Origin of the sequence: Vibrio crassostreae 9ZC13, assembly GCF_000272045.2 — a bacterium.
In the GTDB taxonomy this organism is placed as follows: domain Bacteria; phylum Pseudomonadota; class Gammaproteobacteria; order Enterobacterales; family Vibrionaceae; genus Vibrio; species Vibrio crassostreae_C.
Genome location: NZ_AJYZ02000019.1, coordinates 1,802,791 through 1,827,442, shown reverse-complemented (window position 1 = coordinate 1,827,442; position 24,652 = coordinate 1,802,791). Strand labels below are relative to the sequence as shown.

Below are 24,652 nucleotides of genomic sequence, written 5' to 3'. Positions count from 1 at the left end.
AGATAAAAACTACAATGAAAATTTTCAGCAATTTCGAAAGCGGCAACATTCACGTCGTTTCTGCAGATTCACCACAAAACATTCAACTGACGATCCCAGCAGACTACCAAACTGAAATCTCTCAGTGGTTTCACTTCCGCTTAGAAAGTGAAGCTCAACAAGCTCACCACTTTGAAATCGGTCAATTGGCAACATCTGCCTACCCTGAAGGCTGGAAAGATTACGATGTAGTTGCATCGTATGACCGTGAAGAGTGGTTCCGTATCCCATCTCAGTTCGATGGCGATACATTAAGCTTCGATATCATCCCTGAACACGATTCAATGTACTTCGCGTACTTCGCGCCGTACTCATACGATCGTCACCAAGATCTTCTGCACAATGCTCAAACGCACCCTGCTTGTAAGCTTGAAACTCTAGGTCAGACGCTAGACAACAACGACATCACTTTGCTAACCATCGGCGAACCAAGTGAAGAGAAGAAAAACATCTGGGTTATTGGTCGCCAACACCCTGGCGAGACGATGGCTGAATGGCTGATCGAAGGCCTGCTACAACGCCTACTTGATGAAACAGATACGGTTGGTCGCTCTCTTCTAGACAGCGTTGTGTTCAGAGTTGTACCAAACATGAACCCAGATGGCAGCATCCGCGGTCACCTGCGTACTAACGCGATTGGTGTTAACCTGAACCGCGAATGGCAATCACCTTCTATGGAACGCAGCCCAGAGGTATTCCTTGTTCGCGAGCGTATGCTAGAAACGGGCGTTGACCTGTGCCTAGATATTCATGGCGATGAAGCGATTCCATATAACTTTGTAGCAGGTAGCGAAGGCACACCTTCTTACAACGAGCGCATCGCGAAGCTAGAGAACCACTTTAAGCAAGCACTGCTCACTATCACGCCAGAGTTCCAAGATGAATTTGGTTACGATAAAGACGAACCAGGCAAAGCAAACATGACAGTTGGCACAAACTGGATTGGTGAGCAATTCAAGTGTTTGGCTTACACCGTCGAGATGCCATTTAAAGATCACATCAGTCACGCTGACGAACTTTACGGCTGGTCTCCAGAACGAAGTGTCGCGTTTGGTCACGATATGCTAGCCGCAGTTTGGGCTACAGTAGACGAGCTATAAGGCGAACTAAGCTCATTAGCTTTACCTGTATCGCCTTTGGTTTATAAGAATCTGGGCTATAGATAGAACAAAGCCCAGCACTTGTGAAAGTGCTGGGCTTTTTAATATCGGCTTGGATGAGTGAATCTAACTTTAAAAGCTTTCTATGCCACTCTGAGGCTAGCAAAAAACACTGGGTATCTTTGCCTAATGTGGCGTTGTTCAGACACCATATCTTTGAAGCTCGGACCTTGTGATAACTGAACGATCACTTCGTCACCTTCTTGTCGCAATACAGCACCGCTAATATCGATACTGTTGTTGTCATGCAACCTCAAGGTGCCGGCCATTGAAAAGCCACGATAAACCGGAATGATGTTACGCATCATCAGGCGTACACCCTTTTCAGAAACTTCGCTGACATGAAAAAGCTCATCCTTAATTCGCATCACCGGACGAGCCTTTTGAGGGTACTTTAAGCGGTAATATTTGCGTTTCTGGGTGAATGAATCTTCACGCATTGGTGACTCCCTGTCTCTGTTATTTCGGTCAAGCAATAGGCTGTAGCTTCAATTGGTCTCAAATAAACACATTCACCAAATTGATAGCTAATAATTATATCGACTTCCCGAGCTAATGCTTTAGAGATTTATACAGAGAAACACTGATTGCTTAGCATTCAGTAAAAAATGAGAACTGAATCGGAAATGAAAACTAAGATGGAAACGAGAACTAAGCCGGAAATGAACTGAACCAATAGCTAAAAACCCAATTCTTCGCATCGCACCCTAAAGCTGAAACAATGCCAACTGAATGCTGAAGCCCACGAATAGAATCCCACACACAATGTTCATCATTTGCGAGGTGCGCTTTTGAACTAACAAGCGCTTAAAGGTATCCGCCATTAAGATCACAACTAAGAACCACATCGACACCACTGACGCTTGAATTGCACCAAGTATCAAACTGTCTGTCACAATCGCATCTGTTGAAACAAATTGAGGGAATATAGAAAGATAAAACAGGACAATTTTAGGATTCAGTAGATTAGTGAGAAGCCCTTTGAAAAACTGATGATATAGCTTACTTCCCGATGCGCTCACCACAGAGAGCACGCCCTCTTGAGCGCGCAGCGCCGCACGAAAATGGTTATACCCAAGCCAGACAAGATACAAAACCCCAGCCCACTTTAGCCCTTCAAAGGCCATGGGAGTGTTCGACAGTAATAAGCTTATGCCGTTAGCCGAGATAAAGGCATGAAAAAAGAAACCACATGACACGCCCAACACGTTCACAAATGCGAACAGCTTCCTTTGAGTTAAGGCTGTGCTTAATACCAACAGCGCATTTGGGCCCGGGATAATGGCAATAAAAAACACGATAACGATAAACAGCCAGATACTGTCCCAACTCATTTCGATCTCATTTCATGAACATTTTTAGGGCGGACATTGTACGTCCATTCAGTGCCATTACAATATGATAAACGCTTAATTATCGCGTATAGCTAACAGACATAATTCGCGCGTATAATGAATGTGTTTATCGTCTAACATACAAAACTGATTCTCTAACATTTATAGCCCTGTTAGACTCCACCTCCATTTTGATACTTGGTTCATTTATGTCATTTGATAACCTCACCCTTAACGCAAAAACCGTCACAGCGATCCCTTCTCAATTCGACAAACCGACTGAGATACAACAAGCGGTAATTCCATCAATTATTGCGGGTAAAGACGTACTTGCGTTGGCTCAAACGGGTAGCGGAAAAACGTTGGCGTTCGGCTTACCCTTGCTGAACAACATCAACCATGATGTGAATGGACTGCAAGCGCTTATCATCGTCCCGACACGTGAACTCGCGTCTCAAGTGACCAAATCTTTAGAGCCGATCGCAACAGCGCTTGATATCAAATTGGTAACGCTAACGGGCGGCGTAAATACTGATGATCAACAGCAACAATTATCGACTAAACCACAATTAGCCATCGCCACACCGGGCCGCTTACTTGCTTTAATCAAAAGTGATGAACTGGATGTCGCTCAGTGTTCATCATTGGTTCTTGATGAAGCCGACCGCCTGATCGACATGGGCTTTTGGCAAGATATTCAAGCGATTACTTCAGCACTACCGAGCAAACGTCAGTCACTGTTGTTCTCTGCGACACTTCCGCCCGAATTAGTAGGTCAGGCTGAAGAGCTTCTTTCAAATCCAGTTAAAGTCACGACACATCAAGAAAACAGCGTGGTCGCGACTATTGAAGAAACCCTGTATTTAGTGAACAAAGGCAGTAAAGCTCAAGCGCTCATCGCACTACTCAATCAACACACATGGCCGCAAGTATTGGTATTTATTGGCGCAAAAGACAATGCCGATGCATTAACCAAACGATTGAATAAAGCCAAAATCAGTGTGAGTGCGTTACATGGAAATAAGAGCCAAGAAGAACGAGAGCAAGCATTAGAAAGTTTCAAAAATGGCGAGACTCGTGTGCTTATCGCGACAGACGTGATGGCTAGAGGCATTCATATTGATCAGTTACCTGTCGTAATTAACTTCGAATTACCTTCTCACTCAGCAACTTACGTACACCGCGTTGGTCGTACAGCAAGAGCAGGAAGTACTGGCTGCGCGGTCTCTCTGGTTAGCCACAGCGAAACTGACTACCTCAATGCGATTCGCACCTTGACCAATAAGCCGTTAGTGCTGCAACCATTAGAGGGTTTCCCGGTTACCGACAAACCTGCATCTGAAACGACCGCTCGCAAGCGTCCACCTAAAGATAAAATGGCCAATCGAAGAACAGCTAAAAAGAAAAGCATTAAGCAATTTAAAAGCAAACCAAATAGCTCTAAGTAACCAGAAATAACTCTAAGTAACCAGAAATAGAATGGTCAGCTCAGTTTGTACTGGGCTTTTTTATATGCAACAAAATACAAATTCACACCCAAAAACTTCCCTAAAGTTGCCAACTTAAATGACACTTTTGTGAATTATGATGCCAACGTATTGATTCTTGGTTGCTCAAAAAAATACTCTTAAATCACGTTGACGCCCCTATATCTAGCAACTAGATTTTTCTATTAGTGTCTACAACAGGAGGTCATTGAAATGAAACGTGCTAGCTCTACATATCGATTACAACTGATTAAGGAAGTGGCAACTCGCCGAGATCGTCAACGTTCCAATGACCCGATGGCAAACTACATACAAACCCTAATAGATAATAAAGATGATTGTGATACTTCGGTTGAACGCAACCAGAGGTTCAGTGGCAGTCATTTTGATGAGCACATAGGTGGTTGGGTAAGTGACCACTGGGGTAGCAAGTAGTCCGATATCTCCAGTCACTCGTGTCATAAATAAAGCAGCGTAACCGCTGTAGAATTTATCTCCGCATTAACCTATCATCTACAACAAATCCCTATCATTGAGTAAGCAGAAAGTGTCTGAGTTAAAAAGAGAAAAAGAAGTGATGGTTGCCTTCCAAGTGATCCCTCGCGTTAAAGAAGGCAACAACTTCGAAGTAGTTGATAAAGCCATTGAAGTTGTGAAAGCAGCCGATGTCCCTTTCCAAGTTGGTGCGATGGAAACCACAATGAAAGGTGAACTCAATCAATTACTCGATATCGTTAAAAAAGCAGAACAAGCTTGCTACGATGCAGGGGCGGTAGAAGTGATCACAAACATTAAGATTCACAGTAAAACCACCGAGGCCGATGATACATTTTGCACGTACCATCGTGGTGTAACGAAAGCGAATCACATGTTTGTTTAATCACATTTTTGTTTCTGAAAACTGAGCTTTAAGAAAGGCTCTGAAGAACCAGTGGTGTTATTGGAAAGGCATGTCTGAGAGGTGAGAAAGGATTTCCATTCGTTCTTCTTCTGACATCGAATGCCAATCACGCGGAGTCTCTTCAGGGTCATCTTTTGCCCCGATCGGTTTTCGGTCAAGTGCTTTGACTGGCTCTTTTTTGATTTTTACGTTCTTTTTATTCATACCGACACCACTCCTTCTGGTACAAAGGTACCTACTTTAATATTACACCCCAACCATTATGTAAAGTAATAGTTACTTCGGAGTTAAATAAAATCTAAATACTTCCTCTTTAGCCAAAAAGATCTCTTTGGGGACTGGTATTTCCCTCTTCATCGACCTGCTTACCAATCAAGTATTTTTTATTCATTATTTTTCTTCTATAGCGCTGACGACACAGCTTTATCACGTGCAATTGTTCTGACGGTGTCATCGACATCCAATTAAAGCGCTCTTCTCTCTTGCGCATACAACCGTTGCAATAGCCTTTGTCATCGCTTGAACAAACCCCAACGCAAGGGCTCGGAACTTGGAAAAACTCTAACTGCTCCACCATGCCTCCTTACACATTCAAAATTACGCTTACTCTCTCAAAAATAAGCGATTAATTTGTCGCCTGGCTCATGAAATCCATACTAAACTATGACCTTATACTGACACATATAGTGTTTTGTAAACTATACTTTGAACCCATCAAGTTACACTTATCCGGTAACTTCGTTCTTTCCTTTGGAGCCTTATAATATGAAGTTTAGTTCAAAAAAATTACTAGCAGTAGCCGCTTTACCTATGATGCTAGCAGCATGCACAACAACAGGTGACAACGCGATGCAAGTAACACCAACCGATCTACAGCACCATAATTGGGAACTTGCGCAAATTGATGGCAAGGACATTGTGAAAAGCGAAGACCAAGCAGCTCCTCGTCTAGAGATCGGCGAAAAGATGACTGCAAACGGCATGGCTGGTTGTAACAACTTCTTCGGTCAAGGCGAGCTGAAAGACGGTCAATTCCGTATCAAGCAAATGGGCATGACAATGAAAATGTGTCACGGCTCTGCGATGGAAATCGAACAATCGGTTTCTGCTACTCTAAGCGAGTGGAGCGACGTAACGCTAACAAACGATACGCTAGTACTGAAAAACGATGTACACACGCTAACGTACACAATTCGTGACTGGGTAAACTAATCCGTCATCGAAACCAAATACTGATTAAAGGAGCCTGATGGCTCCTTTTTTATTGTCAGCTTGCCCTCACTACTTCTTCAAAATTGGCACTCATCGCCGACTTTTCGTACCAGCCTCCAATAAACCTCAAAAATCTCTCATTTAGATGCAATAAATTCAACGGTTCAGCGGTCTGTTGCTAGGATGGCAAAAGCCTAGAGTCTGTCGAGTTTTCGAGGTGATTACAGATCGAACAAAACTCAACCGAGAACTCCCTGCTTGTTCTCAAGTAATTGATTGAATTTACTGTTGAATTAGAATTTATTTCAGAAACAGATAGAATAACTGTAGGGAGTTCTAAATAACAATGCTCTTACCCGTTCACTACCAAATGGAAAAGTTTATGAACAAGATAGTAAGTACGTTAGGAATCATGGCAACCGTTGCATACAGCGCAACCATTTATGCTGATGAAGCAACATCAACCAATAACTGGAACCAAATCGAACAGCAGGCAGAGGGAGAAACTGTCTACTTTCACGCTTGGGGCGGAAGCCAAGAGATCAATCGTTACCTACAGTGGGCAGGCAAGAAATTACAAAGTGACTACGGTGTCACGTTAAAGCATGTGAAAGTGACCGATATTGCGGAAACCACCACTCGACTGCTTGCTGAAAAAGCGGCAGGAAAGAACAGTGAAGGCAGCGTCGATATCGTCTGGATTAATGGCGAGAACTTCCGTTCGATGAAAGACAACGCGCTATTGTTTGGGCCATTTACGGAATCACTTCCAAATTGGCAGTATGTCGATAAGTCTCTGCCAATTGATGTCGATTTCTCAGAGCCGACAGAAGGCTTAGAAGCACCGTGGGGCGTGGGACAACTGGTGTTCATTCATGACCAAGAAACACTTCACAACCCGCCACAATCATTCTCTGAGATGTTAAGCTACGCTCAGGCTTTCCCGAACCGCTTAAGCTACCCTCGCCCACCAGAGTTTCATGGCACGAGCTTCATTAAGTCACTACTGATTGAACTAACAAACAATAACCCTGCGCTGGCTCAGCCGGTTTCAGAAGACAACTTCCAAGAAGTAACGGCACCACTGTGGGCTTACTTAGATAAATTCCATAAAGTGGCGTGGCGCGGTGGAAAGCAGTTCCCAGCAGGCACATCGGAAAGCATCCAACTTCTGGATGACGGACAGATCGATCTCGCGATTACGTTTAATCCAAACTCTGTTTATTCAGCACAAGCCAGTGGTCGCTTAGCCGAAACCACTAAGGCTTATGCTCTAGAAAGCGGCGCTCTATCTAACATTCACTTCCTTGCGATTCCTTGGAACGCCAATGCAACCGCGGGTGCTCAAGTGACCATTAACTTCTTACTGAGCCCTGAAGCACAGTCTCGCAAGGGGGACCTCAATGTTTGGGGCGATCCTTCGGTTCTGAGCAGCAAGTACCTCACTGGCAGCGCTAAAAACACCCAGCAATTTAAATCGGTTGATGAACCACACCCTAGCTGGCAAAACGCGCTCGAGAAAGAGTGGCTTAAGCGATACGGTAACTAGTCTTCATGCTACGCGCTCTATATTTTGTTGTTATAGCTGTATGCATTATCCCGACCATTCCTGGGGTAGCGGGAGTCGTGGCTTCGTCACTGAGTTTCATCCCGCCCCTTGGTTTAGAGGAGCCGACACTCAACGGTTTTAGCCAAGTCTTTCAATGGGAAGGGGCTTGGCACTCTATTGGCTTAAGCCTAGGTTCAGCAATTGCAAGCAGCTATATAGCCTGCTTCCTGACCTTTTTTATTCTTCAAGCCTCTTGGGGAAACAAGTTTTGGAGAAAGATTGAGTTTACGCTATCGCCAATGCTTGCCATTCCACATGTAGCTTTCGCTATCGGCTTTGCTTTTCTGTTTAGTCCAACGGGGCTTGGCGCAAGAGCGGTACATCACTTGCTCGGCGAATCGGCTACCAGCTCTGAATTGGCGTTATTGGTGAAAGACCCATACGCGTTCGGCTTAATTATTATGCTCGCACTCAAAGAAATCCCCTTCTTATTGCTGATGAGCATTTCGATACTTCAGCAAATTGATGTAGAGCGTATCACCAAGGTCAGTGCATCGCTCGGTTACAGCCGCGCTCAGATCTGGTGGAAATGTATTTTCCCACAATGGTTTACTAAGCTTCGTTTCCCAATGCTGGCGGTACTCGCTTACAGTGTCTCGGTTGTCGATATTGCTTTGATCATAGGCCCAACCAACCCGCCGACCTTTGCCGTTTTGGTATGGCAATGGTTCAACGATCCGGATCTTAACCTACTTCCGCGAGCTGCTGCTGGTGCCATCGTTTTGTTTGGTTTAGCTTCGTTGATCATCGCCTTGGCGCGTTTAGTTGAATGGGCGGTTCTTAAGTACTTTCGAACTTGGCAGTATTCCGGAAGAACAGGGGCAAACCTTCCGGGGAAAACGGTATTCACTGTCCTTGCTAGCCTTTCACTGCTGATCATTCCTTTAATGGTAATTTGGAGCGTTGCTCAGCGTTGGCGCTTCCCTGATTTACTGCCGAGCCGCTACAGCACGCGCTTCTGGGAGTTCGAGTGGGAAGGCATCATGAGCACCGTTGGTCAAAGCTTATGGATTGGTCTGATTGCTGCTTCAATCGCTTTGTTGCTTGCGCTGGTTGCTCACGAATACAGAATCAAATACAAGTGGCAAGTTCCGGGCTTCATTATCGCTATTCCAATGCTAATACCACAGCTTTCAGTGTTGTTTGGTATGCAAGTCACGACCCTCTACATCGGCAGTAGTGCCTATGAGTTCTGGGTGATTTGGGCGCATGTTTTCTTTGCTTTCCCGTTTGTGTACCTGTCTTTGGATGGCCCGTGGAAAAGCTTCAATGATGGGTTGATTAAAGCCTCGCTGAGCCTAGGTAAATCGCCATTTCAGAGTTGGTATTCGATCAAACTACCAATCTTGCTTCCTGCGATTGCCTTTGCTTGGGCGGTCGGGATCAGCGTGAGTTTGGCCCAATACCTTCCAACATTAATGCTCGGCGCGGGCCGTATTAGCACGATCACCACAGAAGCCGTTGCACTTACCAGTGGTTTCGACCGCAGGGTGACAGCAATCTATGCCATTTGGCAGGCCCTATTGCCTCTGTTCTTTTTCTCTTTAGCGATATTAGTCAGCCGACTTCAACTGAGATATCGCCGTCTTACTTTTAAAGGTTTCCTAAGTAATGAGTCTGTACCTCAACGACCTCGCCATCCGTAAAACCGATGGAGATTCGCTGTTCTCAGCGCTAAACGTCACATTAGAATCTGGCCAAATACTGGCTTTGATGGGGCCGAGTGGCTGCGGAAAGTCGACCTTACTGGATGCGATTGCTGGTCACTTAAGTGAAGAGTTTTCGTACTCTGGCACCGTTGTGTTGAACAATATTCAGCTCGACGAGCTTCCATCACATCAGCGTGAAGTCGGTATTTTGTTTCAAGATGACTTGTTGTTTCCGCACCTCAAAGTATGGGAAAACTTGGCCTTTTCGTTACCGAACTCTGTTAAAGGTTCCGCTCGCCAAAAACAAGCAATGGCTGCACTAAAAGACATAGAGCTAACTCACTTAGCTGAATCTTTCCCGGATCAAATATCCGGCGGTCAACGCGCAAGAATAAGCTTGACTCGTATGTTGTTAGCCAAGCCTAAACTCGCCCTGCTTGACGAACCGTTCAGTAAGTTAGACCAAGAGCTCAGAGCACAATTTCGCGATTGGGTCTTCGAACAGCTGACCAAAGCGAATATCCCTACATTAATGGTCACGCACGACGAAGCCGATGTACCTCAAGGGGCAGAAGTACTGTCTTGGCCATGGAGAAGTAACCATGCTGGATAAGTACTCCATTAAGGTCATTAAGTGGCCATTAAATCAGTCTGCTAAGTTACTAAACCAATTGGGTATCACGGCCAATCAAACCACGTTATTCGGATTTCTGATTGGGTGTTTAGCGTTTCCAGCGTTGGCATTTCAACAATATGAGTGGGCGTTAGGCTTCATTGTGTTTAATAGAGTATGTGATGGGCTTGATGGAGCCTTGGCTCGAATCCAAGGCATTAGTGATGCGGGCGGTTTCCTCGATATCAGCCTAGATTTCCTATTCTACTCGCTGATCCCTTTTGGATTTGTCATTGCCAACCCAGAACACAACGCCATTGCCGGTGCATTTTTGATCTTCTCTTTTATCGGCACAGGCAGCAGCTTTTTAGCGTTTGCGGTTATGGCAGGCAAGCGAGGCATTGAAAACCCAGTCTATAAGCATAAGTCTCTGTACTACATGTCAGGGCTAACCGAAGGCACTGAAACCATCGCTTGTTTCATCGCGTTTTGTATTTGGCCTCAACACTTTGCGGTTATCGCTTACACCTTTGGTGCAGCTTGTTGGCTAACCACGTTCATGCGTATTTATTTTGGGTTCCAGACTCTCAAAATAAATTAGGACACCAAAAAAGGATACAATCGATAATTGTATCCTTTATTTTGTTGAATCTAATTTACCATCACATCGACACGTCGGTTATTCGCTCTTCCCTGACTTGTGGAGTTAGTGTCTACAGGTGCCAATTCGCCACTCGATAAAATGCTAATTCCTTCAACCCCTTTTGATTGAAGATAAAACGCTACTGAATTCGCACGCTGTTCTCCAAGTGCTAGATTGTAATCAGAACTTCCTACGCTGTCAGTATGACCTTCGAGCAAAAACTTACTACTAGACAACGATGCTAACTTTACAATTTTATCCAGAATATAGAGAGAAGAGTCTGTTAACTGAGACCGGTCGAAAGAAAAGTAAACTTTTGCCAAAGGATCGTCTTGCCTTCCATTTTCTAACTGACCGTTAAGGATTAGAAACTCGCTACAACCTTCGCTGACGCCGACCTCACCAATCAAAAACTGACGCAAATCTTTATTAAGTTCGTGTTTACTCGTCGTTTCAAGCATGCTGAAAGGTCCAGCATTTGGGATAATAGAGATAGGTTCTCCCACTCTAACAGAGCGCTCAATGTCCATCCCTTCTTTTGCACAATACTCGTTAAACATGACTTCTTTCTCTTTGGCTATACTCCCCGCGCTATACACGAAGAAGAAAAGAGCGATAAATAAATACTTTAGTGGATTCATGAACTTTCCTACTACTTAATATGTCCAATTTCTTCTGAAATTAGGTTTAGAATAATTTCCAACAGTTCTTCTGGGTTGGAGGCATCGTAAACATTACTTTCACCAACACAGTCAGCTAAAGCTCTATTGTCATTAACATCATAAGTGAAGCCAATTAAAGCGAGCTGTGCCGTCACTGGCCGCCCAGAAACAGTTCTATCAGAGCTCAGCCCGTCGATAATTTCAGTACACATCCCTTCCTCCACCAAAGCGCTAGCCATATCCGAATCACTGTCGTCTCCATCAGAAAGTATAACGATCAACCGCCGTGGGTTTGGTTTATTTGTCGCTTTTAAGATTTGCGCTGCTCGCATAATACCTTGATAAGAAGCTGTACCTCCATCAGGTGAAAAACTTTTAATATCATCGTCAATACTGTCTAAATCAGACGTCAGTGGGGTGGTATAATAATCATAATTAGCAACATAATCACAACGCTCATCGGATTCTTTTACTTGCCATAAATCTTCAACTGTATTTTTCGCACTCTGTTTATCGCTCCACCCGAACACGATTTGGTTTGAATAATATATTTTTCTTTTACTCCTACTACCATTACACCGACGACCAACCCCATCGACCGAATATGCGGCAAAAGGAACTAAGGCAACCTTATTAAGCTCATCGGGTGAGGCGCTTTCTTGGTTAAATTTATCCAACTCAACGAGCACGTTCGAAATAATATCTTGTACCTCTTGATATTTTCTCTTTGTACCCCACCAATAATCCATTGAACCCGAAAAATCTGTCACGAATGCAATATCAATGGAGTCACCTTGATATTTTCTCGCTGTACCAGCATGACTTACAGAATACTTTTCATCTAAGCCGACAAAATTATCGTTACCGGGAAACCAAGATTCATGCGTGGTAGTTATAGAAATATCATACTGACTATACCTCGCACCGCCTTCGCATTGAGTTTGATCCGTCAACTGACACTCCGTCCTAACGATATTCATAGGCACATTTGTTTCTTTATCTCGTATATAGGCATCTACATATAAACGAGCTAGTGCAGTATTATGCTGTGAACTTGTGCTATTTTGCGCAGAAAGTGCGAGTGCAGCTACTTCAGCAGCATCTCCCAGACGAGCACGATTTTGTATAGCTCTGGCACCATCGATTCCTAATGCAAACAAACCGTAAAAGCCGGGGATGAGTAAAGCAAATAGTATCGCAGCATGTCCTTTCTGTTTGTTTAACGACTGACGCATACTACCTACCCATCATGACAGAAGAAGATTGAACTGTTGTGAAGTCGGTCTCGAATAGCTCACCAGCCCAATTATCTGTCTCATAACAAAGAGTTACTCGATACAACGTGGCTCTTCTTCCCCATGACGTCATCATAGATAGTGCTTGAAGACCCTGAATGGTTTCTGTCAAGGTACAGCCTCCACCGCGCTTGACCGTCGTAGTATTTGAGTTGCCATTTAAGTCAAAACTTAGCATTTCGAATGTACCTGACAAATTAGCTTGGTTGTAATTTCCGGTAGTACGTTCCAAAGAGTTTCTCGCTACCTTATATAGTGCTTTGGCATCATCCGTTGTTAAAGTGTTATCATTCTTACCATACAATTGAGTTCTTTCTTTTAGCACATTCACAAGAGAATAAGACAAACGGTCTAACTTCCCTTGTATTGATAGCTTTATAATGACGTCCCCCGTCAATATTAAGAGTGTTGCAAAAACAACACCTAGTAATGCAAATTCAACAGAGAACGTTCCTGCCTGTCTATATCTTAAATTGATCACGCTCGTACTCCTGAATCACGATAACTTCACGTGAGAATAAGGTCTCCGTATCAATTAAAAAAGACAACATAGGTTTAAAGTCATAATCAATTCGATATACAGCCATGACACTATTCACAGGCTCCCCACATTCCAACTCGTATAAACTGTCATCTTCAATTTCACACTCTCCTTTATATGATGACAAAGCCTGAATATCATCCAAATATTGAATAGAAAGCCTGAATTTATTAGGGTCAATCATCTCTCCCCAAAGAGATCCCTGTGCTTGAATCGAATTTTTAAATGACTGCATAAAATCAGTAGTAGAGCCTGATTCACCTCTAGTGCTAGAATCTTGAATAACAACTTTTGCATCTCTTACTGACTCGGAGATTGCATAGTCACTTACCGAGGACACATAAGACATGTAGCCCATCTCAGCCCAAGTAATACACATCAACCAAAACGCCATAAATGACAAAGCAAACTCGATAGATGCAATGCCCAAGTGCTTTTTTCTATTGTTCGTTTTTCGCATAAAACCACCTATATTATGGGCGAGTTTACAGACTGGCTACTTTTGATATCATTTATGATCTGAAATGACTCTTTTTCTGAATAACGACTAGCTAGGATTTTTTTCGCTGAATCTATTTGATTAATTTTCACTAAAGAGAAGACAAGATTAGTCTCGATTTTCTCATTACTTGCCCCTTTAATATAGATAGGCAGAAGCAGAGAAGCTGCATGTTCAAAATCCCCCTCAAGCATAGAAACCATCGCTAAGTTATTCTTGATTTTCACATCATCAACAAAGTGCTCTCTAGATCGTTCAAAATAGTACTTCGACTTTTTTATATAACCTAAATACGCATAGGTTATGCCTAATTGATTCTCAATTTCAGGGTTGTTTTTATCTAATTCATTTGCCCTCAGAAGGCACAATTCAGCCTTTCTAATATTACCGATCTCAAACAATGCGTTGCACTCAACAACGATTGCTTTTACATTCGACTCTTTTTCTCTGACACGAGTTATCACAAATAAGCTAGATTCATAATCACCATTATTCGCGTATGCTTCTGCTAGCTTTATCCTAGTTGAATCACTTTCTTTAATTTTCAATTGACCTTTATAATAAGCTATTAATTTGGGATAGTTATTCGTTTCGATTAATATTGATTCTTTGGATTCGGACAATTTACTATCCAAACTACTGTTAGCACACCCAAAAACAAAATAAGATAAAATTATCACTATTACTATTTTATACATTGGCCATAACTCTCATTATCCCCGGAGCCGTAATCAGAATAACGATCGGCATCATAATAAATAGGATTAGTGGAATAGACATTTTTGCTGCTAGTTTACCGATTTTCTCTTCGACTCCTAACATGTTAACTTCTCTTATATCTGAAGCGAGAGTCGTAAGCACATCAAAGATTGAAGACCCATACTTTAGGCTTTGTTTTAGAGTCATAATAAAGCTTCTTACCTCAGGAGTGGGTATCCGATTATAAAACTCATCTAGCGCTATATCCAAAGTTACTATTTTAGTACGTTCATTGATTTTATTTAGTTGATAGGATAAATCCTTGTCAAACCCTTCCATCTCATGCGACAAATAACTCATAGCTGACTCCAAAGTCATTCCTGTTTGGATACAAATAGCCATCATATCCAGAAGATATGGTAATTGATTCGATATTTTTCGTCTTAATGCTTTTTGCCTTACCGCTAAGTAACTGTCAGGTGCAATGACACACAAAACAAACCAAATGGCCAGCATTGCAATAATTTGGTTAAGTATAAATTCAAACCTAGATAGCAATATGTAAATAATAACGCATCCTAAAAAGGCCACAACATACTTGGTTAGCATGTAATACTGCGAGATATTAGAATTATAAATCCCCGCGTCATCTAACTTTTTATCAATATCATCTTTTGACGATGTTAAAGTCGATGACAGGTTATCAAACAGATTATCTAAACCTTCTCCTTTCCTCACCTCGGCTTTAGGTTCATCGAAAAGTGAAAATTTATTAAGCATTCTTCGCCGACCTATCTCGGTGTATACCTTAAAAAATAGATAGGATAAACACGCGAATAGCAGAACAAGAAAGACAAAAATTAACGTTTGCGTTTGCATTACTTTTCTACACTTTTCATTAGGGACCAAACAATGAGCAAACCAATAAACTCACTAGCCAGAACATAATAAAGAATCGGCTTGCCCGCAGGGTCATTCATTACAAAGTCAAAATTTTGCGGGCTGATAAATTGCATGAAAAACATAAAGCCTATAGGTATAGCCGAAACAATTTTCGCAGACATTCGAGCTTCTGAAGTCATCGCCATCTTTTTCTTTTCAATAGATCTAGAATCAAACATTAAGCGATTCAACCTATTAATAACTTGTTTTAACTGTCCACCCCTCTGCATATTTGCTCTAAGAGTAATAACAAAAAAGTAAAAAGCAGGATAAGGGAAGCGTTGAATCGACTTTCTAAATACAGAGTCTACCGATTCTCCTACCTGTAAGCGCTCCCCCATTTTCTTAAATTCTTTCCCCACTTCACCTTCTAGGGTTTTACCTACGTAAATAATCGCATGAGTAATACTCTCTCCGGAGCTTACTGCACTTGCCAGCATACTCAAAGCATCGGGGAATGCTTCTTCAAAACGTCTTTGTTCGCGATTCTGCAACCATTGATAACCTATGAATAGACCAATAATAACCAATGAAAGTGTTACTATTTGACCATCCACTTTAATCATTTTCTGATTAAGTACACTGCTAAAAACAATAAGAAAACCTAAGTACCCTAATAGTTTTATCATGGCGTATTGACCAAGCTGACGAACTACATTATCAAACTTACTTTTGCATTTTTGAACCAAAGTTTGACTTGATAGAGCATTCAAATTTACAGCTTGCTGAGATTCGTCAATAGATTCTATATAGAGCGTTTTATTAGCTTCCATTAAATACTGGTGACGTTCTTTTTTTGTGGATGGCCAAAACGCTATAAGCATTACAGCTCCGCCAAATATCAAAGCTAACCAATAAATCACGCTGGCTCTCCAACCCTAAATGCACTATTAAGCTGCTCTTCTAAACCAAAAAATTTTGCCTTCTCGACCAGAACGGAACGTTGCATCATACCGGCGGTAACATACCGACCAGAGACCTTGCCTGATTCACTTTGAATCATCGGCTGAAATTTAAATATTTCCTCTAGCACTACATTCGAACCTTCAATACCAACCACTTCCGTAATGCTCATCACTTTCCGGCTACCGTCGTGGAGGCGGCTAATCTGTATGACAAGATCGACTGCGCTTACAATAGTTCTGCGTATTGCTTCCAATGGAAGGCTACTTGTAGCCATCATGATCATAGCCTCTACTCGAGCAATCGCGTCTCTAGGTGTATTCGCGTGTAAAGTAGACATGGAACCATCGTGGCCGGTATTCATAGCTTGAAGCATTTCAAATGCTTCTCCACCACGACACTCACCCATGATTATTCGGTCCGGCCTCATACGAAGTGAGTTAATAACGAGATCTCGTTGTGTAATTGCACCGGTACCTTCAATACCTGCTGTTCGAGTTTCCAATCGAACGACATGGGGTTGAAGAAGCCTCAGTTCAGCTGCATCTTCTATGGTAACAATCCGCTCCTTCTCAGAAATATATTGAGATAACGCGTTTAGCATCGTCGTCTTCCCCGAGCCTGTACCGCCTGAAATTAATATATTCAACCTACAACGAGAAGCAATCATAAGCACTTTCGCCATCTCAGGACTCATCGCCCCAAAATCCACTAACTGCCCTAGGTCTATACTCTGTTTTTTGAACTTACGGATAGAGACGGATGTACCATCAATCGCGATGGGAGGTGTAACAATATTAACGCGGCTACCATCCGGCAAGCGTGCATCGCAAGTCGGTGATGAATCATCGACACGGCGACCAATTCGACTAGCAATGCGCTTTGCTATTTGTAGAAGCTGAGCCTCGTCAATAAAACTTACAGGTGCTTTTTCAACAATGCCGTTTCTTTCGATAAACACATTGTTGTAGCCATTAATCATGATGTCACTAATAGAGTCATCATCCATCAGCTTTTGCAGTGGGCCTAGACCGTGTAATTCATCAACCAGACTTCGAACATATTCATTCTTGACAACAGTCGCAACAGAAAAGCTGTGAGTTTCAATTAGCATTTCAACCGCGCTAGTCAACTGCTTGCTTAGAGCCTCCTTCGACAATGAATGGACAGCTTCAGCGTCTAGAGCTTCAAATATTTGGTTACGGATAGCTATGTAGTTAGATTTAGCTTGATCCATTATTTAAACCTCTTAAAGAGCTTTTTCAGCAGCGAGGCATCAGTATTACTAGCGTTCTCGCCTAGAAGCATTGACGTTAATCGATTTAAGCTTTGACTAATAGGAAGACCCAGTTGATAAATATGTTTACCTTCTAAAACCATCTTGCCAACTTGAATCTCGTTGGGACAAACCACATCAACATTTCGACCTAAGAACTGTTTGATTTCATCTAAGGAAATTGTTGCCGATTTTTCCACCATCGTATAATTAACAACAACGATACATCGAGCTCTTGAGTTTAGGTATTCCAATGAAGCTAATACACGCTTTGTTTCTCGGACACTTGATATAGTCGGTTCTAAAACCAATGTAATAATGTCATTATTTTCAGCGATATACTTTAGGTCAGTTTTAGTATTAGAAGAACGCGATAAATCCTCTAAAATAAAGTTATATTGCCCAGCCAAATGTTTGGACATAGCACGAGCATATTCTTTGAGCTCAAGTTCATTTAAGTCTTCTGACTCAACAGCTAAAACAGCTAGCATGCTATTAACTTTTTTAAGCATGCTACTAGCATAACTCACGTCTAAATCAGTAGTGAGCGCGCCTGGAGCGACAGACTTTTTCTGAAACTGCTTTTCACCAAGGAAAATATCAAGGTTTCCACCTCGGAAGTCATGATCCACAATAAGGCAGGTACTTTTCTTTTTCGCACTGAGTTCATAAGCTATTTCAGCCGTTAACATTGTGGCTCCTACACCACCCTTTGTTCCCCAAACCGCAACTTTTTTTGCAGTCCTGTCCTTACCTAAACCGCTATTCTTCTTTCTATTATTATCAACATTTCGAACAAAATCGATTAATTCAGTCTTAGAGATAGGCCAAAATACGTAATAAAATCCCATCTCTTTTAGGTTACGTATAGTCGAAATGGCATCTTCACTACCAACGACAATAACTGACGCACTATTCGGTAATAAATGACTGATTCGCTTCATATCTTCAGTGACGCTTTCAGTCACATTCAACTCTACGATAGCAATTTCGACATTAACTTCACGTACGTGTTGTTTGATGTTTTCATCTGAATTATTAAGCATTGACGGAGGAACAATTCCTTCAAAACGAAAAGCTTCTTCAACAAGATCAATACATTCTTGTGTTTGGTGGAACAATACAGACGTTATCTGTTGTTGCACCACGACTTTTTCTTCTACTTTTGTTTTTAAAATATCTACAAGATCAAACATGTCATCACCGTCTATCGCACACTATTTAGCATTTTTTCAGGGTTAACCATGGACTGCCATCTTGCATTATCAGCATAACATCCGGTTTCTCCATATCCAAAGCGACCTATCGATTCATAGGTACAAACCTTCGTTACAGTTTTGTATTGGGTGTAGCGTAATGTTAAATCAAATAGGCGTTCGTTAGGCGTATCAGTTCCTTCTAAGGAAATCAGCTTACTGTTGACTCCTTTACTTCTCATATACTCAGCCGCAAGGTCTGCTAGTTGCTTTCCTTGCTGTGTGCGCCAGACTAATTGGCTACCTTTCTCAATCAGTACATCAAGATTTTCATCAATAATTTCAAATACTTCTACTTTTGTTTGACCTGTTTTCTTTATGATAAACGAGTATGTATGTTCAACGGGTATGACTTCAATCGACTGACCGCGCCTTTCTTGGACCTTTTCTGCACACCCACTCGAAACGACAACAAGTACACCGACAAATAGAGCCTTTAAATGCATTTTAATAATCATTTTTGGAATCCTCCTGAAGCCAACACTTCCTGAGTCCAAATCGAGCTCGCTTGCTCATATTGATTTTCGATAACGAAAAAACGCTCCAAAGTTGTTGTCTTTCTCATCGTAGGCAGTTGTATTTGGTTAGGTTCGATTGGCTTCACTAAATTCACAGTTGCGACGATTACCAATTCTGTTTTACTTCGCTCAGTTCCCGTATTTCTAAATAAGGCCCCCAACACAGGGATTTCGCTTACGAATGGGACCTTGCTCAATGACTCTTTGTCTTCGGTACTCAGTAGGCCACCTAAAACGAAGCTTTTCCCATCACCAAGTTGTACTGTTGTTCTAGCTCGACGTGTTTTTAGTGCTGGCAGGTCGTACGTTTCATTACTGTATTGAGTGTCCAATGAACTGACTTCCGGCATTAGGGCCAACGTGATTTTATCGTCATCGTGAACTTTGGCTGCCAACTCTAAACGAATACCAAATTCTTTGTATTCAACATTGGTTGTGCCATCGACAACAGTAACAACGGGAAGCTCACCACCAACTAAAAAGCTCGCAGTTTCACCAGAAATAACCGAAAGGTTTGGTTCAGCTAGGATTTGACCTACCGTATCGTTACCAATCGCAGTGATTACAGAGACAATGTCAGAAGCACTAAAGCTCGTCAGCTTGTCGACAAAAACACCAGCCCCGGCACCTTCACTTCCATAGCTCACACCAAATTCTTCAAGAAATGAATGTGATACCTCTGCAATTGACAGCTTCACATTTACTTGTTTTACCGTCGAAACTTCGATGTTGTTTACAACCCCTTCGAAATAGTTGCGTTTCATAAATAGTATTTCTTGAGTTTCGTCATCACCGAGGTCCCACTCTAGCTTGTACTCTTCTTTTGATTTTTCCAAAAGAGTACCAACTAACTCATTAATTTTGTCGCGCTCGTTTTCGGTTGCAACAACTCCGGATAAAACAACTTGTTCCCCAATATTTGCTGCGATGACTTGCGCATTTGGGTGCAATATTTGTATTTGTTGTTGAATATGGTCGAGACTCGGGTTAACCCAGATCTTCCGAGAAGCCAATGTTTTACCCTCTTCACCATAAATAGCTAACGATGCTCGCCCAAGTTTTTTTCCGAAGACAACCACTTTACGTTCATCTATTACTTGATAATCCGCAATTTCAGGGTCAGAAATAAAAACTGATTGGATATCAGCTAGAACCGTAATAGTTTGCATCCCACCTTTAGATAAATTTGTGATGGATTGAGCAAATCCTGAGCATGATAGAGTGCTGGCAAACATACAAAGTAGCCATTTAAAATATGTTAAACGCATAGTAACCTAAGCTTTAATTTACAACGATTTGATTTGCTCTAAACTCAACGATCGATTTAAAGCCCGGTAAAACATCCCCTGCATCTGCCTGCAAGTCTGATTTTTGGTATTCACCAATCGATTTATGAACTTCCAATGACGAAATATGTTTGGCAATTGTTAATTTGGCGACTTGGTTGCGAGTCAGTTCAACAATCAATCGGATTTCAGTCGATTCAGGTAAGGTTCTTCTTGCTTCAATAAGCTGCTTATTGACTTGAAGGACTTTAACTCCCATAACTATAGGAGTCACAGACACCGAGTTCTTACGGTTACTTGATGTTTCCACTAATAAAGTATCTGGCGTCGAAATAGAGAGTATATCGACCAAAGTGCCTTGCATTATGATTCCACCAACTACTGATTCGACTTCCGTTTTAATTGCATATGGAACGCGATTTGGTGCAATAACCAATTCTACGTAACCATCTTGCTCAGGATTAATTATTAGTTCAGGGAATACCACTGAATTTTCGATAATATTTTGTCGATAAACAGAGCCCGGAACAAAGTCTAAATCAATGTCGCTTACGACACCTTTTGTGTTTGCTTCGTTTTCAGGAATACGTTGTAGCTTTAGTTGGCTACGCTCAACATGTTGACCTTTTGTTACATTTTCTAAAAGTGTCCATACCTGGACAGTCACTTCTTCTTTTTCTTTGATCGTTGTCGACTCATGATCTTGTTTCGATAAGCTACCAGCCAAACCATATAAGCCAAATAATATAGCGATGACTGCCATACCAAGAATGATGTTTTTTTTCACTTTGTTGACCTTATAACGAGGCTAGCACACCTAAATAACTGCCAATACAAATAGGAACGCCATAAGGAACTCCTCTTTGCTTTGTTTCTTCTATATTGGTTAATCGCCCATATACGTAATACACCACTGATAATAAGCCACCGATACATACTATTAAGAACAATATCGGCCATAAATAATCAGGTCTGATGGCGAATGAGTAAACTGCTAATAACTTTGTATCACCAGCACCAAGGATAGACAATTGGTTGAGAACCACACCAATAACAACAATGCTTAAAGCGTAAAGTAATGAGATGGATTCCCCATACAACAAAAAAAAAGGGAAGACCACTATCAATACAAGAATACATTCCAGGTTTGAAATCGTTCTATTTTTAACGTCTTTATACATTATAATTAGAGAAATGGTGGCTAAGATAACTAGCCACCCGTATTCTAAGACCATAATTTAAGAGGCTGTACCACCTAGAGCAGTAAAAATTTTACCAAATACTACCCCTAATTGAGTTCCAATTGGAGTAACAGCAGTACCAACAACGATTGCAATAGCCGCAGCAATTAGACCATATTCAATAGCTGTAACACCTTGCTCGTTATTTTTGTAGTTTTCTAGCACGATTTTGGTGTTAACGAATAGTTTTGTAAGCATAATTAATTTTCCATGTGGTTTGATTGTTTTCATACGGAATTTCACCCCGTAAAGAAGGTTAACAAGATATTACTCATTTATATGATTACAGACAAATTACTAACCATTTATAATTGTCGAAAAATAAGTATTTAAAATGAACCAACATCAAATAAAACCGTTAAATTAATAACACTTAAGTAAATAGGGGTTAATTTACAATCAGAAAAAGTTAAAAATACGCACAATAAGTTACCAAGCACACATAAACCAGGTGTATATGGTTAAGATTCAACCAAGCTTTAATTATTGCAAGTACGTGATGTTAATCACAAAAAAACAACATGTGAGCTCTAAAATAAAATCAAGTAGGGTGATAACTCTAAACTTTTGCTTCGAAGAAAAATAAGGTTCATCGCGGCTTTCCGGGGAAAGCCGCTTTTATCTTCAAGAAGAAGTAGTCGGTATCTCGATACCCATACCCCATTCGCTTGATTAGCTTTATCTTGTTGTTTATCCCTTCTAGGGTGCAGGTGTTTAGCGGATAACTTGCCGATGCGATAATACCGTGAAGATAAGGACTCAGTTTTCGTGCGAACTCTTTCAATGGCTTAATTCCACTCTCTTGTACTTGTGCCCACCAAGCCTCCCAGAGCCCTTTAGCATGTGCTTCTGATTCACAATACCAAAGCTCTTTGAGTTGTGCCCCGAGTATATAAGTGGTCATTAAGTCCTTATTGATATTCAATATTTCTGTAAGATAGCTGTCTTGCCGTGGATTTAAGTTGCCTCTATTTTTCAACAACACCCAGCGTGAGCGCTTGACCCATTGCCTCGCTTTTTTATCTTGCTTGAGTTTGTTGGCTTGGTCGACTCTGACTCTATCCATTACCTCACGACCGAACTTAGCAACAACATGGAATAAGTCGTAAACGATTTTTGCGTTCGGGCAGTGCGCTTGAACTTCAAGGTCAAAAGCCGTATTCATGTCCATCGCGACCGCTTCGATATTATTGCCATGCTTGCCTAACAGCTCGAAGAACGGTCGTATGTCCTTGCGGCTACGGCCTAACCCTATCCAAATGACTTGATGAGTCTTAGCGTCAGCAATGACCGTGGCATACCTATGCCCTTTAAAGATAGCGAACTCGTCCATGACGAGTTGCCTTAGCTCTTCCCATTTCACTGACGGCACCACTTGTCGAAGTCGGCGTTTATCTATCTCTTTAATGGTGTGCCAATGTACGCTCGTTAACTGGGAGATATGCTTAATGGGAAGAAGAGGCAGCAGTTGTTCTATATAACTTTTTAGGCGCTTCGTTATACGAGCATAAGGCTCTAACCAAGATAGAGACTCTGTTTTGATGCCGCAGTCACGACACTTAATTCTTCGTGTTTGAACGGAAAGTTCAACAGGAACACCGAGCAACATGGCTTCTTTCACATGACGCCATTGATACTCGTGGATAGCTTCGGCTTCAAGACCACAAAGGCACTTAGCCTCAGAGTTAGGTTTAAGAGTCAGGGTAATAAGTGATGCTGTCTGGTGAGACTTTACTATTTGAAAGCCTTCCCAGAATGAAGATAGGAAAGTATGATTCGGCATGAAAACGGTAGTTTGTGTATGATTTTTGTTTGGCGACTAAACCATATCACTTACTACCGTTTTTGTTTTTAGTTCCCGCTAATCCGCGATGAACCAAAAATAAGCCCCACCCTAAATTTAGGGTGGGGCTTATTTTTCACTATCGAATCAAGATATATCAATTAAGTTTTTGAAATATCAGAACCTTCAAGCTTGAATCAAGGTCGACATCGACAAACTCAGGCGGGTTGTCTAGGCGTTCAATAAACTCAACGCTTGGCGCTTCTTCTGCCATCGTCTCAATCAGGAAGTTTGGTGAGACTGCTGGTGAGTTCACACACGCAATCACTTCACCGCCTTCCGTTAGAAGTTCAGGCAAACGACGTAAGATTTTTTTGTAATCTTTGGTTAGAGCAAAGCTGCCTTTTTGGAACGAAGGTGGATCGATGATAACGAGCTCGTAAGGACCGCCCTTCTTGATTTTCCCCCACGACTTAAAGATATCGTAGCCAAGGAAGTTAACCGAGCGCATATCGTGTTCATTCAGACGGTGGTTATCGCGACCTTTGTTTAGCGAGCCACGTGACATGTCCACGTTCATGCATTGACGAGCGCCACCAGCGATAGCCGCGACAGAGAAACCACAAGTGTATGCAAACAGGTTAAGAACGTTCTTATCCTTGGCATTATCTTGTACCCACTGACGACCATTACGCATGTCTAGGAACAAACCGAAGTTCTGATTACGGCCAATGTCTAATTGGTACTTAAGACCATGTTCAACCACAACCGGAGAATCATTCAACTCTCCCCATAGAACCTCTGAAGGCGCGCCATCGGCATAACGGTGTTGCAGAACAATGCTTGTGCCCTGCTTTGATTGCCAGATATCTTTGTTGGTGAGTTGAACCAATCCAGCTTTAAGAGATGACAAGAATTCGTCGTCTACTTCTTTGAACACGTTAACCAGTAGCTGTCCATCAACCCAATCACATGTCAGTTGTTCCAGACCAGGCCAAAACTTACCGCGACCGTGGAAAATACGGCGTAGTTCGTTTGGTACTTCATTAAGTTGCTGTTCAATATGACTAAAAAACAGAGGTAAAGCTGATGCTTCCATTATTT

The 24,652-nt window shown here is 41.9% G+C and carries 29 protein-coding genes; 9 read left to right on the top strand and 20 right to left on the bottom strand.

Annotated features, from left to right (window positions below):
- The first annotated feature begins 14 nt into the window (after positions 1-14).
- Positions 15-1,139 carry a M14 family metallopeptidase gene (locus A136_RS09335; protein WP_017065366.1) on the top strand — a complete coding sequence of 375 codons (1,125 nt, stop codon included), beginning with the start codon at positions 15-17 and terminating at the stop codon, positions 1,137-1,139.
- A 143-nt stretch (positions 1,140-1,282) separates the two neighbouring features.
- Here A136_RS09335 and A136_RS09330 read toward each other — a convergent pair whose 3' ends face one another.
- Positions 1,283-1,639 (bottom strand): hypothetical protein, encoded by a 357-nt coding sequence (locus A136_RS09330; RefSeq protein ID WP_017060329.1) that lies wholly within the window; start codon positions 1,637-1,639, stop codon positions 1,283-1,285.
- Between the two features lie 267 nt (positions 1,640-1,906).
- Positions 1,907-2,533, bottom strand: coding sequence for a LysE family translocator (locus A136_RS09325; protein WP_017065365.1), 627 nt, complete (start codon positions 2,531-2,533; stop codon positions 1,907-1,909).
- Between the two features lie 209 nt (positions 2,534-2,742).
- Here A136_RS09325 and A136_RS09320 point away from each other — a divergent pair, with 209 nt between their 5' ends.
- From A136_RS09320 to A136_RS09310, 3 genes are all read left to right on the top strand, one after another.
- The gene (locus A136_RS09320) at positions 2,743-3,981 is read left to right on the top strand and encodes a DEAD/DEAH box helicase (RefSeq protein WP_017065364.1); all 1,239 of its coding nucleotides are present in this window, start codon (positions 2,743-2,745) and stop codon (positions 3,979-3,981) included.
- Positions 3,982-4,233: 252 nt separating this feature from the next.
- The gene (locus tag A136_RS09315) at positions 4,234-4,455 is read left to right on the top strand and encodes a hypothetical protein (protein WP_017065363.1); all 222 of its coding nucleotides are present in this window, start codon (positions 4,234-4,236) and stop codon (positions 4,453-4,455) included.
- Positions 4,456-4,597: 142 nt separating this feature from the next.
- Entirely contained in the window at positions 4,598-4,900 is a 303-nt protein-coding gene (locus tag A136_RS09310; protein WP_017065764.1) for a thiamine-binding protein, read from the top strand.
- Positions 4,901-4,957: 57 nt separating this feature from the next.
- Here A136_RS09310 and A136_RS22840 read toward each other — a convergent pair whose 3' ends face one another.
- Positions 4,958-5,125, bottom strand: coding sequence for a hypothetical protein (locus A136_RS22840; RefSeq protein ID WP_017060325.1), 168 nt, complete (start codon positions 5,123-5,125; stop codon positions 4,958-4,960).
- A 109-nt stretch (positions 5,126-5,234) separates the two neighbouring features.
- Positions 5,235-5,498 carry a DUF1289 domain-containing protein gene (locus A136_RS09305; protein ID WP_017065362.1) on the bottom strand — a complete coding sequence of 88 codons (264 nt, stop codon included), beginning with the start codon at positions 5,496-5,498 and terminating at the stop codon, positions 5,235-5,237.
- 188 nt (positions 5,499-5,686) lie between these two features.
- Here A136_RS09305 and A136_RS09300 point away from each other — a divergent pair, with 188 nt between their 5' ends.
- From A136_RS09300 to A136_RS09280, 5 genes are all read left to right on the top strand, one after another.
- Positions 5,687-6,133, top strand: coding sequence for an META domain-containing protein (locus A136_RS09300; protein ID WP_004734625.1), 447 nt, complete (start codon positions 5,687-5,689; stop codon positions 6,131-6,133).
- Positions 6,134-6,515: 382 nt separating this feature from the next.
- The gene (locus A136_RS09295; RefSeq protein ID WP_017065361.1) at positions 6,516-7,682 is read left to right on the top strand and encodes an ABC transporter substrate-binding protein; all 1,167 of its coding nucleotides are present in this window, start codon (positions 6,516-6,518) and stop codon (positions 7,680-7,682) included.
- A gap of 5 nt (positions 7,683-7,687) precedes the next feature.
- Complete coding sequence (locus tag A136_RS09290; RefSeq protein WP_017065360.1) at positions 7,688-9,388, top strand: ABC transporter permease; 1,701 nt, start codon at positions 7,688-7,690, stop codon at positions 9,386-9,388.
- The gene (locus A136_RS09285; RefSeq protein ID WP_017065359.1) at positions 9,354-10,004 is read left to right on the top strand and encodes an ATP-binding cassette domain-containing protein; all 651 of its coding nucleotides are present in this window, start codon (positions 9,354-9,356) and stop codon (positions 10,002-10,004) included. Before A136_RS09290 ends, A136_RS09285 begins: the two co-directional genes overlap by 35 nt.
- Positions 9,994-10,605 (top strand): CDP-alcohol phosphatidyltransferase family protein, encoded by a 612-nt coding sequence (locus tag A136_RS09280; RefSeq protein ID WP_017065358.1) that lies wholly within the window; start codon positions 9,994-9,996, stop codon positions 10,603-10,605. The genes A136_RS09285 and A136_RS09280 overlap by 11 nt, the downstream gene beginning before the upstream one ends.
- Before the next feature lie 50 nt (positions 10,606-10,655).
- Here A136_RS09280 and A136_RS09275 read toward each other — a convergent pair whose 3' ends face one another.
- The 16 genes from A136_RS09275 to A136_RS09200 all read right to left on the bottom strand — a co-directional run bounded on the left by A136_RS09275 (position 10,656) and on the right by A136_RS09200 (position 24,647).
- Positions 10,656-11,288 carry an OmpA family protein gene (locus A136_RS09275; protein ID WP_017065357.1) on the bottom strand — a complete coding sequence of 211 codons (633 nt, stop codon included), beginning with the start codon at positions 11,286-11,288 and terminating at the stop codon, positions 10,656-10,658.
- Positions 11,289-11,299: 11 nt separating this feature from the next.
- Positions 11,300-12,544, bottom strand: coding sequence for a TadE/TadG family type IV pilus assembly protein (locus tag A136_RS09270; protein ID WP_017065356.1), 1,245 nt, complete (start codon positions 12,542-12,544; stop codon positions 11,300-11,302).
- Between the two features lies 1 nt (position 12,545).
- Positions 12,546-13,085, bottom strand: coding sequence for a tight adherence pilus pseudopilin TadF (tadF, locus tag A136_RS09265; protein ID WP_017065355.1), 540 nt, complete (start codon positions 13,083-13,085; stop codon positions 12,546-12,548).
- Positions 13,066-13,605: a TadE family protein gene (locus A136_RS09260; protein WP_017065354.1), complete on the bottom strand. Its 540-nt coding sequence runs from the start codon at positions 13,603-13,605 to the stop codon at positions 13,066-13,068. Before A136_RS09260 ends, tadF begins: the two co-directional genes overlap by 20 nt.
- 8 nt (positions 13,606-13,613) lie before the next feature.
- Entirely contained in the window at positions 13,614-14,342 is a 729-nt protein-coding gene (locus A136_RS09255) for a tetratricopeptide repeat protein (protein WP_017065353.1), read from the bottom strand.
- Complete coding sequence (locus A136_RS09250; protein WP_017065352.1) at positions 14,335-15,222, bottom strand: type II secretion system F family protein; 888 nt, start codon at positions 15,220-15,222, stop codon at positions 14,335-14,337. The genes A136_RS09255 and A136_RS09250 overlap by 8 nt, the downstream gene beginning before the upstream one ends.
- On the bottom strand, positions 15,222-16,148 hold the full coding sequence (locus tag A136_RS09245) for a type II secretion system F family protein (protein ID WP_017065351.1): 927 nt from the start codon (positions 16,146-16,148) through the stop codon (positions 15,222-15,224). The genes A136_RS09250 and A136_RS09245 overlap by 1 nt, the downstream gene beginning before the upstream one ends.
- On the bottom strand, positions 16,145-17,425 hold the full coding sequence (locus A136_RS09240) for a CpaF family protein (RefSeq protein WP_017065350.1): 1,281 nt from the start codon (positions 17,423-17,425) through the stop codon (positions 16,145-16,147). The genes A136_RS09245 and A136_RS09240 overlap by 4 nt, the downstream gene beginning before the upstream one ends.
- Positions 17,425-18,660 (bottom strand): AAA family ATPase, encoded by a 1,236-nt coding sequence (locus A136_RS09235; RefSeq protein WP_017065349.1) that lies wholly within the window; start codon positions 18,658-18,660, stop codon positions 17,425-17,427. Before A136_RS09235 ends, A136_RS09240 begins: the two co-directional genes overlap by 1 nt.
- Positions 18,661-18,671: 11 nt before the next feature.
- Positions 18,672-19,178: a hypothetical protein gene (locus tag A136_RS09230; RefSeq protein WP_017065348.1), complete on the bottom strand. Its 507-nt coding sequence runs from the start codon at positions 19,176-19,178 to the stop codon at positions 18,672-18,674.
- Positions 19,175-20,473: a type II and III secretion system protein family protein gene (locus A136_RS09225; protein WP_029235303.1), complete on the bottom strand. Its 1,299-nt coding sequence runs from the start codon at positions 20,471-20,473 to the stop codon at positions 19,175-19,177. Before A136_RS09225 ends, A136_RS09230 begins: the two co-directional genes overlap by 4 nt.
- Before the next feature lie 46 nt (positions 20,474-20,519).
- A complete protein-coding gene (gene cpaB, locus A136_RS09220; RefSeq protein WP_017065346.1) occupies positions 20,520-21,311 on the bottom strand; it encodes a Flp pilus assembly protein CpaB in 792 nt (263 codons plus the stop codon).
- A gap of 10 nt (positions 21,312-21,321) precedes the next feature.
- Positions 21,322-21,759, bottom strand: a complete 438-nt coding sequence (locus tag A136_RS09215; RefSeq protein WP_017065345.1) for an A24 family peptidase — start codon at positions 21,757-21,759, stop codon at positions 21,322-21,324.
- 3 nt (positions 21,760-21,762) lie between these two features.
- Positions 21,763-21,963: a Flp family type IVb pilin gene (locus tag A136_RS09210; protein WP_017065344.1), complete on the bottom strand. Its 201-nt coding sequence runs from the start codon at positions 21,961-21,963 to the stop codon at positions 21,763-21,765.
- A gap of 391 nt (positions 21,964-22,354) precedes the next feature.
- On the bottom strand, positions 22,355-23,548 hold the full coding sequence (locus tag A136_RS09205; RefSeq protein WP_017063708.1) for an ISL3 family transposase: 1,194 nt from the start codon (positions 23,546-23,548) through the stop codon (positions 22,355-22,357).
- A 157-nt stretch (positions 23,549-23,705) separates the two neighbouring features.
- Positions 23,706-24,647 carry a class I SAM-dependent methyltransferase gene (locus A136_RS09200; protein WP_017065343.1) on the bottom strand — a complete coding sequence of 314 codons (942 nt, stop codon included), beginning with the start codon at positions 24,645-24,647 and terminating at the stop codon, positions 23,706-23,708.
- Positions 24,648-24,652 lie beyond the last annotated feature (5 nt).

Coding starts and splice junctions, on each gene's coding strand:
- A136_RS09335 (WP_017065366.1), top strand. CDS start 15: ATGAAAATTTTCAGCAATTTCGAAAGCGGCAACATTCACGTCGTTTCT.
- A136_RS09330 (WP_017060329.1), bottom strand. CDS start 1,639: ATGCGTGAAGATTCATTCACCCAGAAACGCAAATATTACCGCTTAAAG.
- A136_RS09325 (WP_017065365.1), bottom strand. CDS start 2,533: ATGAGTTGGGACAGTATCTGGCTGTTTATCGTTATCGTGTTTTTTATT.
- A136_RS09320 (WP_017065364.1), top strand. CDS start 2,743: ATGTCATTTGATAACCTCACCCTTAACGCAAAAACCGTCACAGCGATC.
- A136_RS09315 (WP_017065363.1), top strand. CDS start 4,234: ATGAAACGTGCTAGCTCTACATATCGATTACAACTGATTAAGGAAGTG.
- A136_RS09310 (WP_017065764.1), top strand. CDS start 4,598: ATGGTTGCCTTCCAAGTGATCCCTCGCGTTAAAGAAGGCAACAACTTC.
- A136_RS22840 (WP_017060325.1), bottom strand. CDS start 5,125: ATGAATAAAAAGAACGTAAAAATCAAAAAAGAGCCAGTCAAAGCACTT.
- A136_RS09305 (WP_017065362.1), bottom strand. CDS start 5,498: ATGGTGGAGCAGTTAGAGTTTTTCCAAGTTCCGAGCCCTTGCGTTGGG.
- A136_RS09300 (WP_004734625.1), top strand. CDS start 5,687: ATGAAGTTTAGTTCAAAAAAATTACTAGCAGTAGCCGCTTTACCTATG.
- A136_RS09295 (WP_017065361.1), top strand. CDS start 6,516: ATGAACAAGATAGTAAGTACGTTAGGAATCATGGCAACCGTTGCATAC.
- A136_RS09290 (WP_017065360.1), top strand. CDS start 7,688: ATGCTACGCGCTCTATATTTTGTTGTTATAGCTGTATGCATTATCCCG.
- A136_RS09285 (WP_017065359.1), top strand. CDS start 9,354: ATGAGTCTGTACCTCAACGACCTCGCCATCCGTAAAACCGATGGAGAT.
- A136_RS09280 (WP_017065358.1), top strand. CDS start 9,994: ATGCTGGATAAGTACTCCATTAAGGTCATTAAGTGGCCATTAAATCAG.
- A136_RS09275 (WP_017065357.1), bottom strand. CDS start 11,288: ATGAATCCACTAAAGTATTTATTTATCGCTCTTTTCTTCTTCGTGTAT.
- A136_RS09270 (WP_017065356.1), bottom strand. CDS start 12,544: ATGCGTCAGTCGTTAAACAAACAGAAAGGACATGCTGCGATACTATTT.
- A136_RS09260 (WP_017065354.1), bottom strand. CDS start 13,605: ATGCGAAAAACGAACAATAGAAAAAAGCACTTGGGCATTGCATCTATC.
- A136_RS09255 (WP_017065353.1), bottom strand. CDS start 14,342: ATGTATAAAATAGTAATAGTGATAATTTTATCTTATTTTGTTTTTGGG.
- A136_RS09250 (WP_017065352.1), bottom strand. CDS start 15,222: ATGCAAACGCAAACGTTAATTTTTGTCTTTCTTGTTCTGCTATTCGCG.
- A136_RS09240 (WP_017065350.1), bottom strand. CDS start 17,425: ATGGATCAAGCTAAATCTAACTACATAGCTATCCGTAACCAAATATTT.
- A136_RS09235 (WP_017065349.1), bottom strand. CDS start 18,660: ATGTTTGATCTTGTAGATATTTTAAAAACAAAAGTAGAAGAAAAAGTC.
- A136_RS09230 (WP_017065348.1), bottom strand. CDS start 19,178: ATGATTATTAAAATGCATTTAAAGGCTCTATTTGTCGGTGTACTTGTT.
- A136_RS09225 (WP_029235303.1), bottom strand. CDS start 20,473: ATGTTTGCCAGCACTCTATCATGCTCAGGATTTGCTCAATCCATCACA.
- A136_RS09215 (WP_017065345.1), bottom strand. CDS start 21,759: ATGGTCTTAGAATACGGGTGGCTAGTTATCTTAGCCACCATTTCTCTA.
- A136_RS09210 (WP_017065344.1), bottom strand. CDS start 21,963: ATGCTTACAAAACTATTCGTTAACACCAAAATCGTGCTAGAAAACTAC.
- A136_RS09205 (WP_017063708.1), bottom strand. CDS start 23,548: ATGCCGAATCATACTTTCCTATCTTCATTCTGGGAAGGCTTTCAAATA.
- A136_RS09200 (WP_017065343.1), bottom strand. CDS start 24,647: ATGGAAGCATCAGCTTTACCTCTGTTTTTTAGTCATATTGAACAGCAA.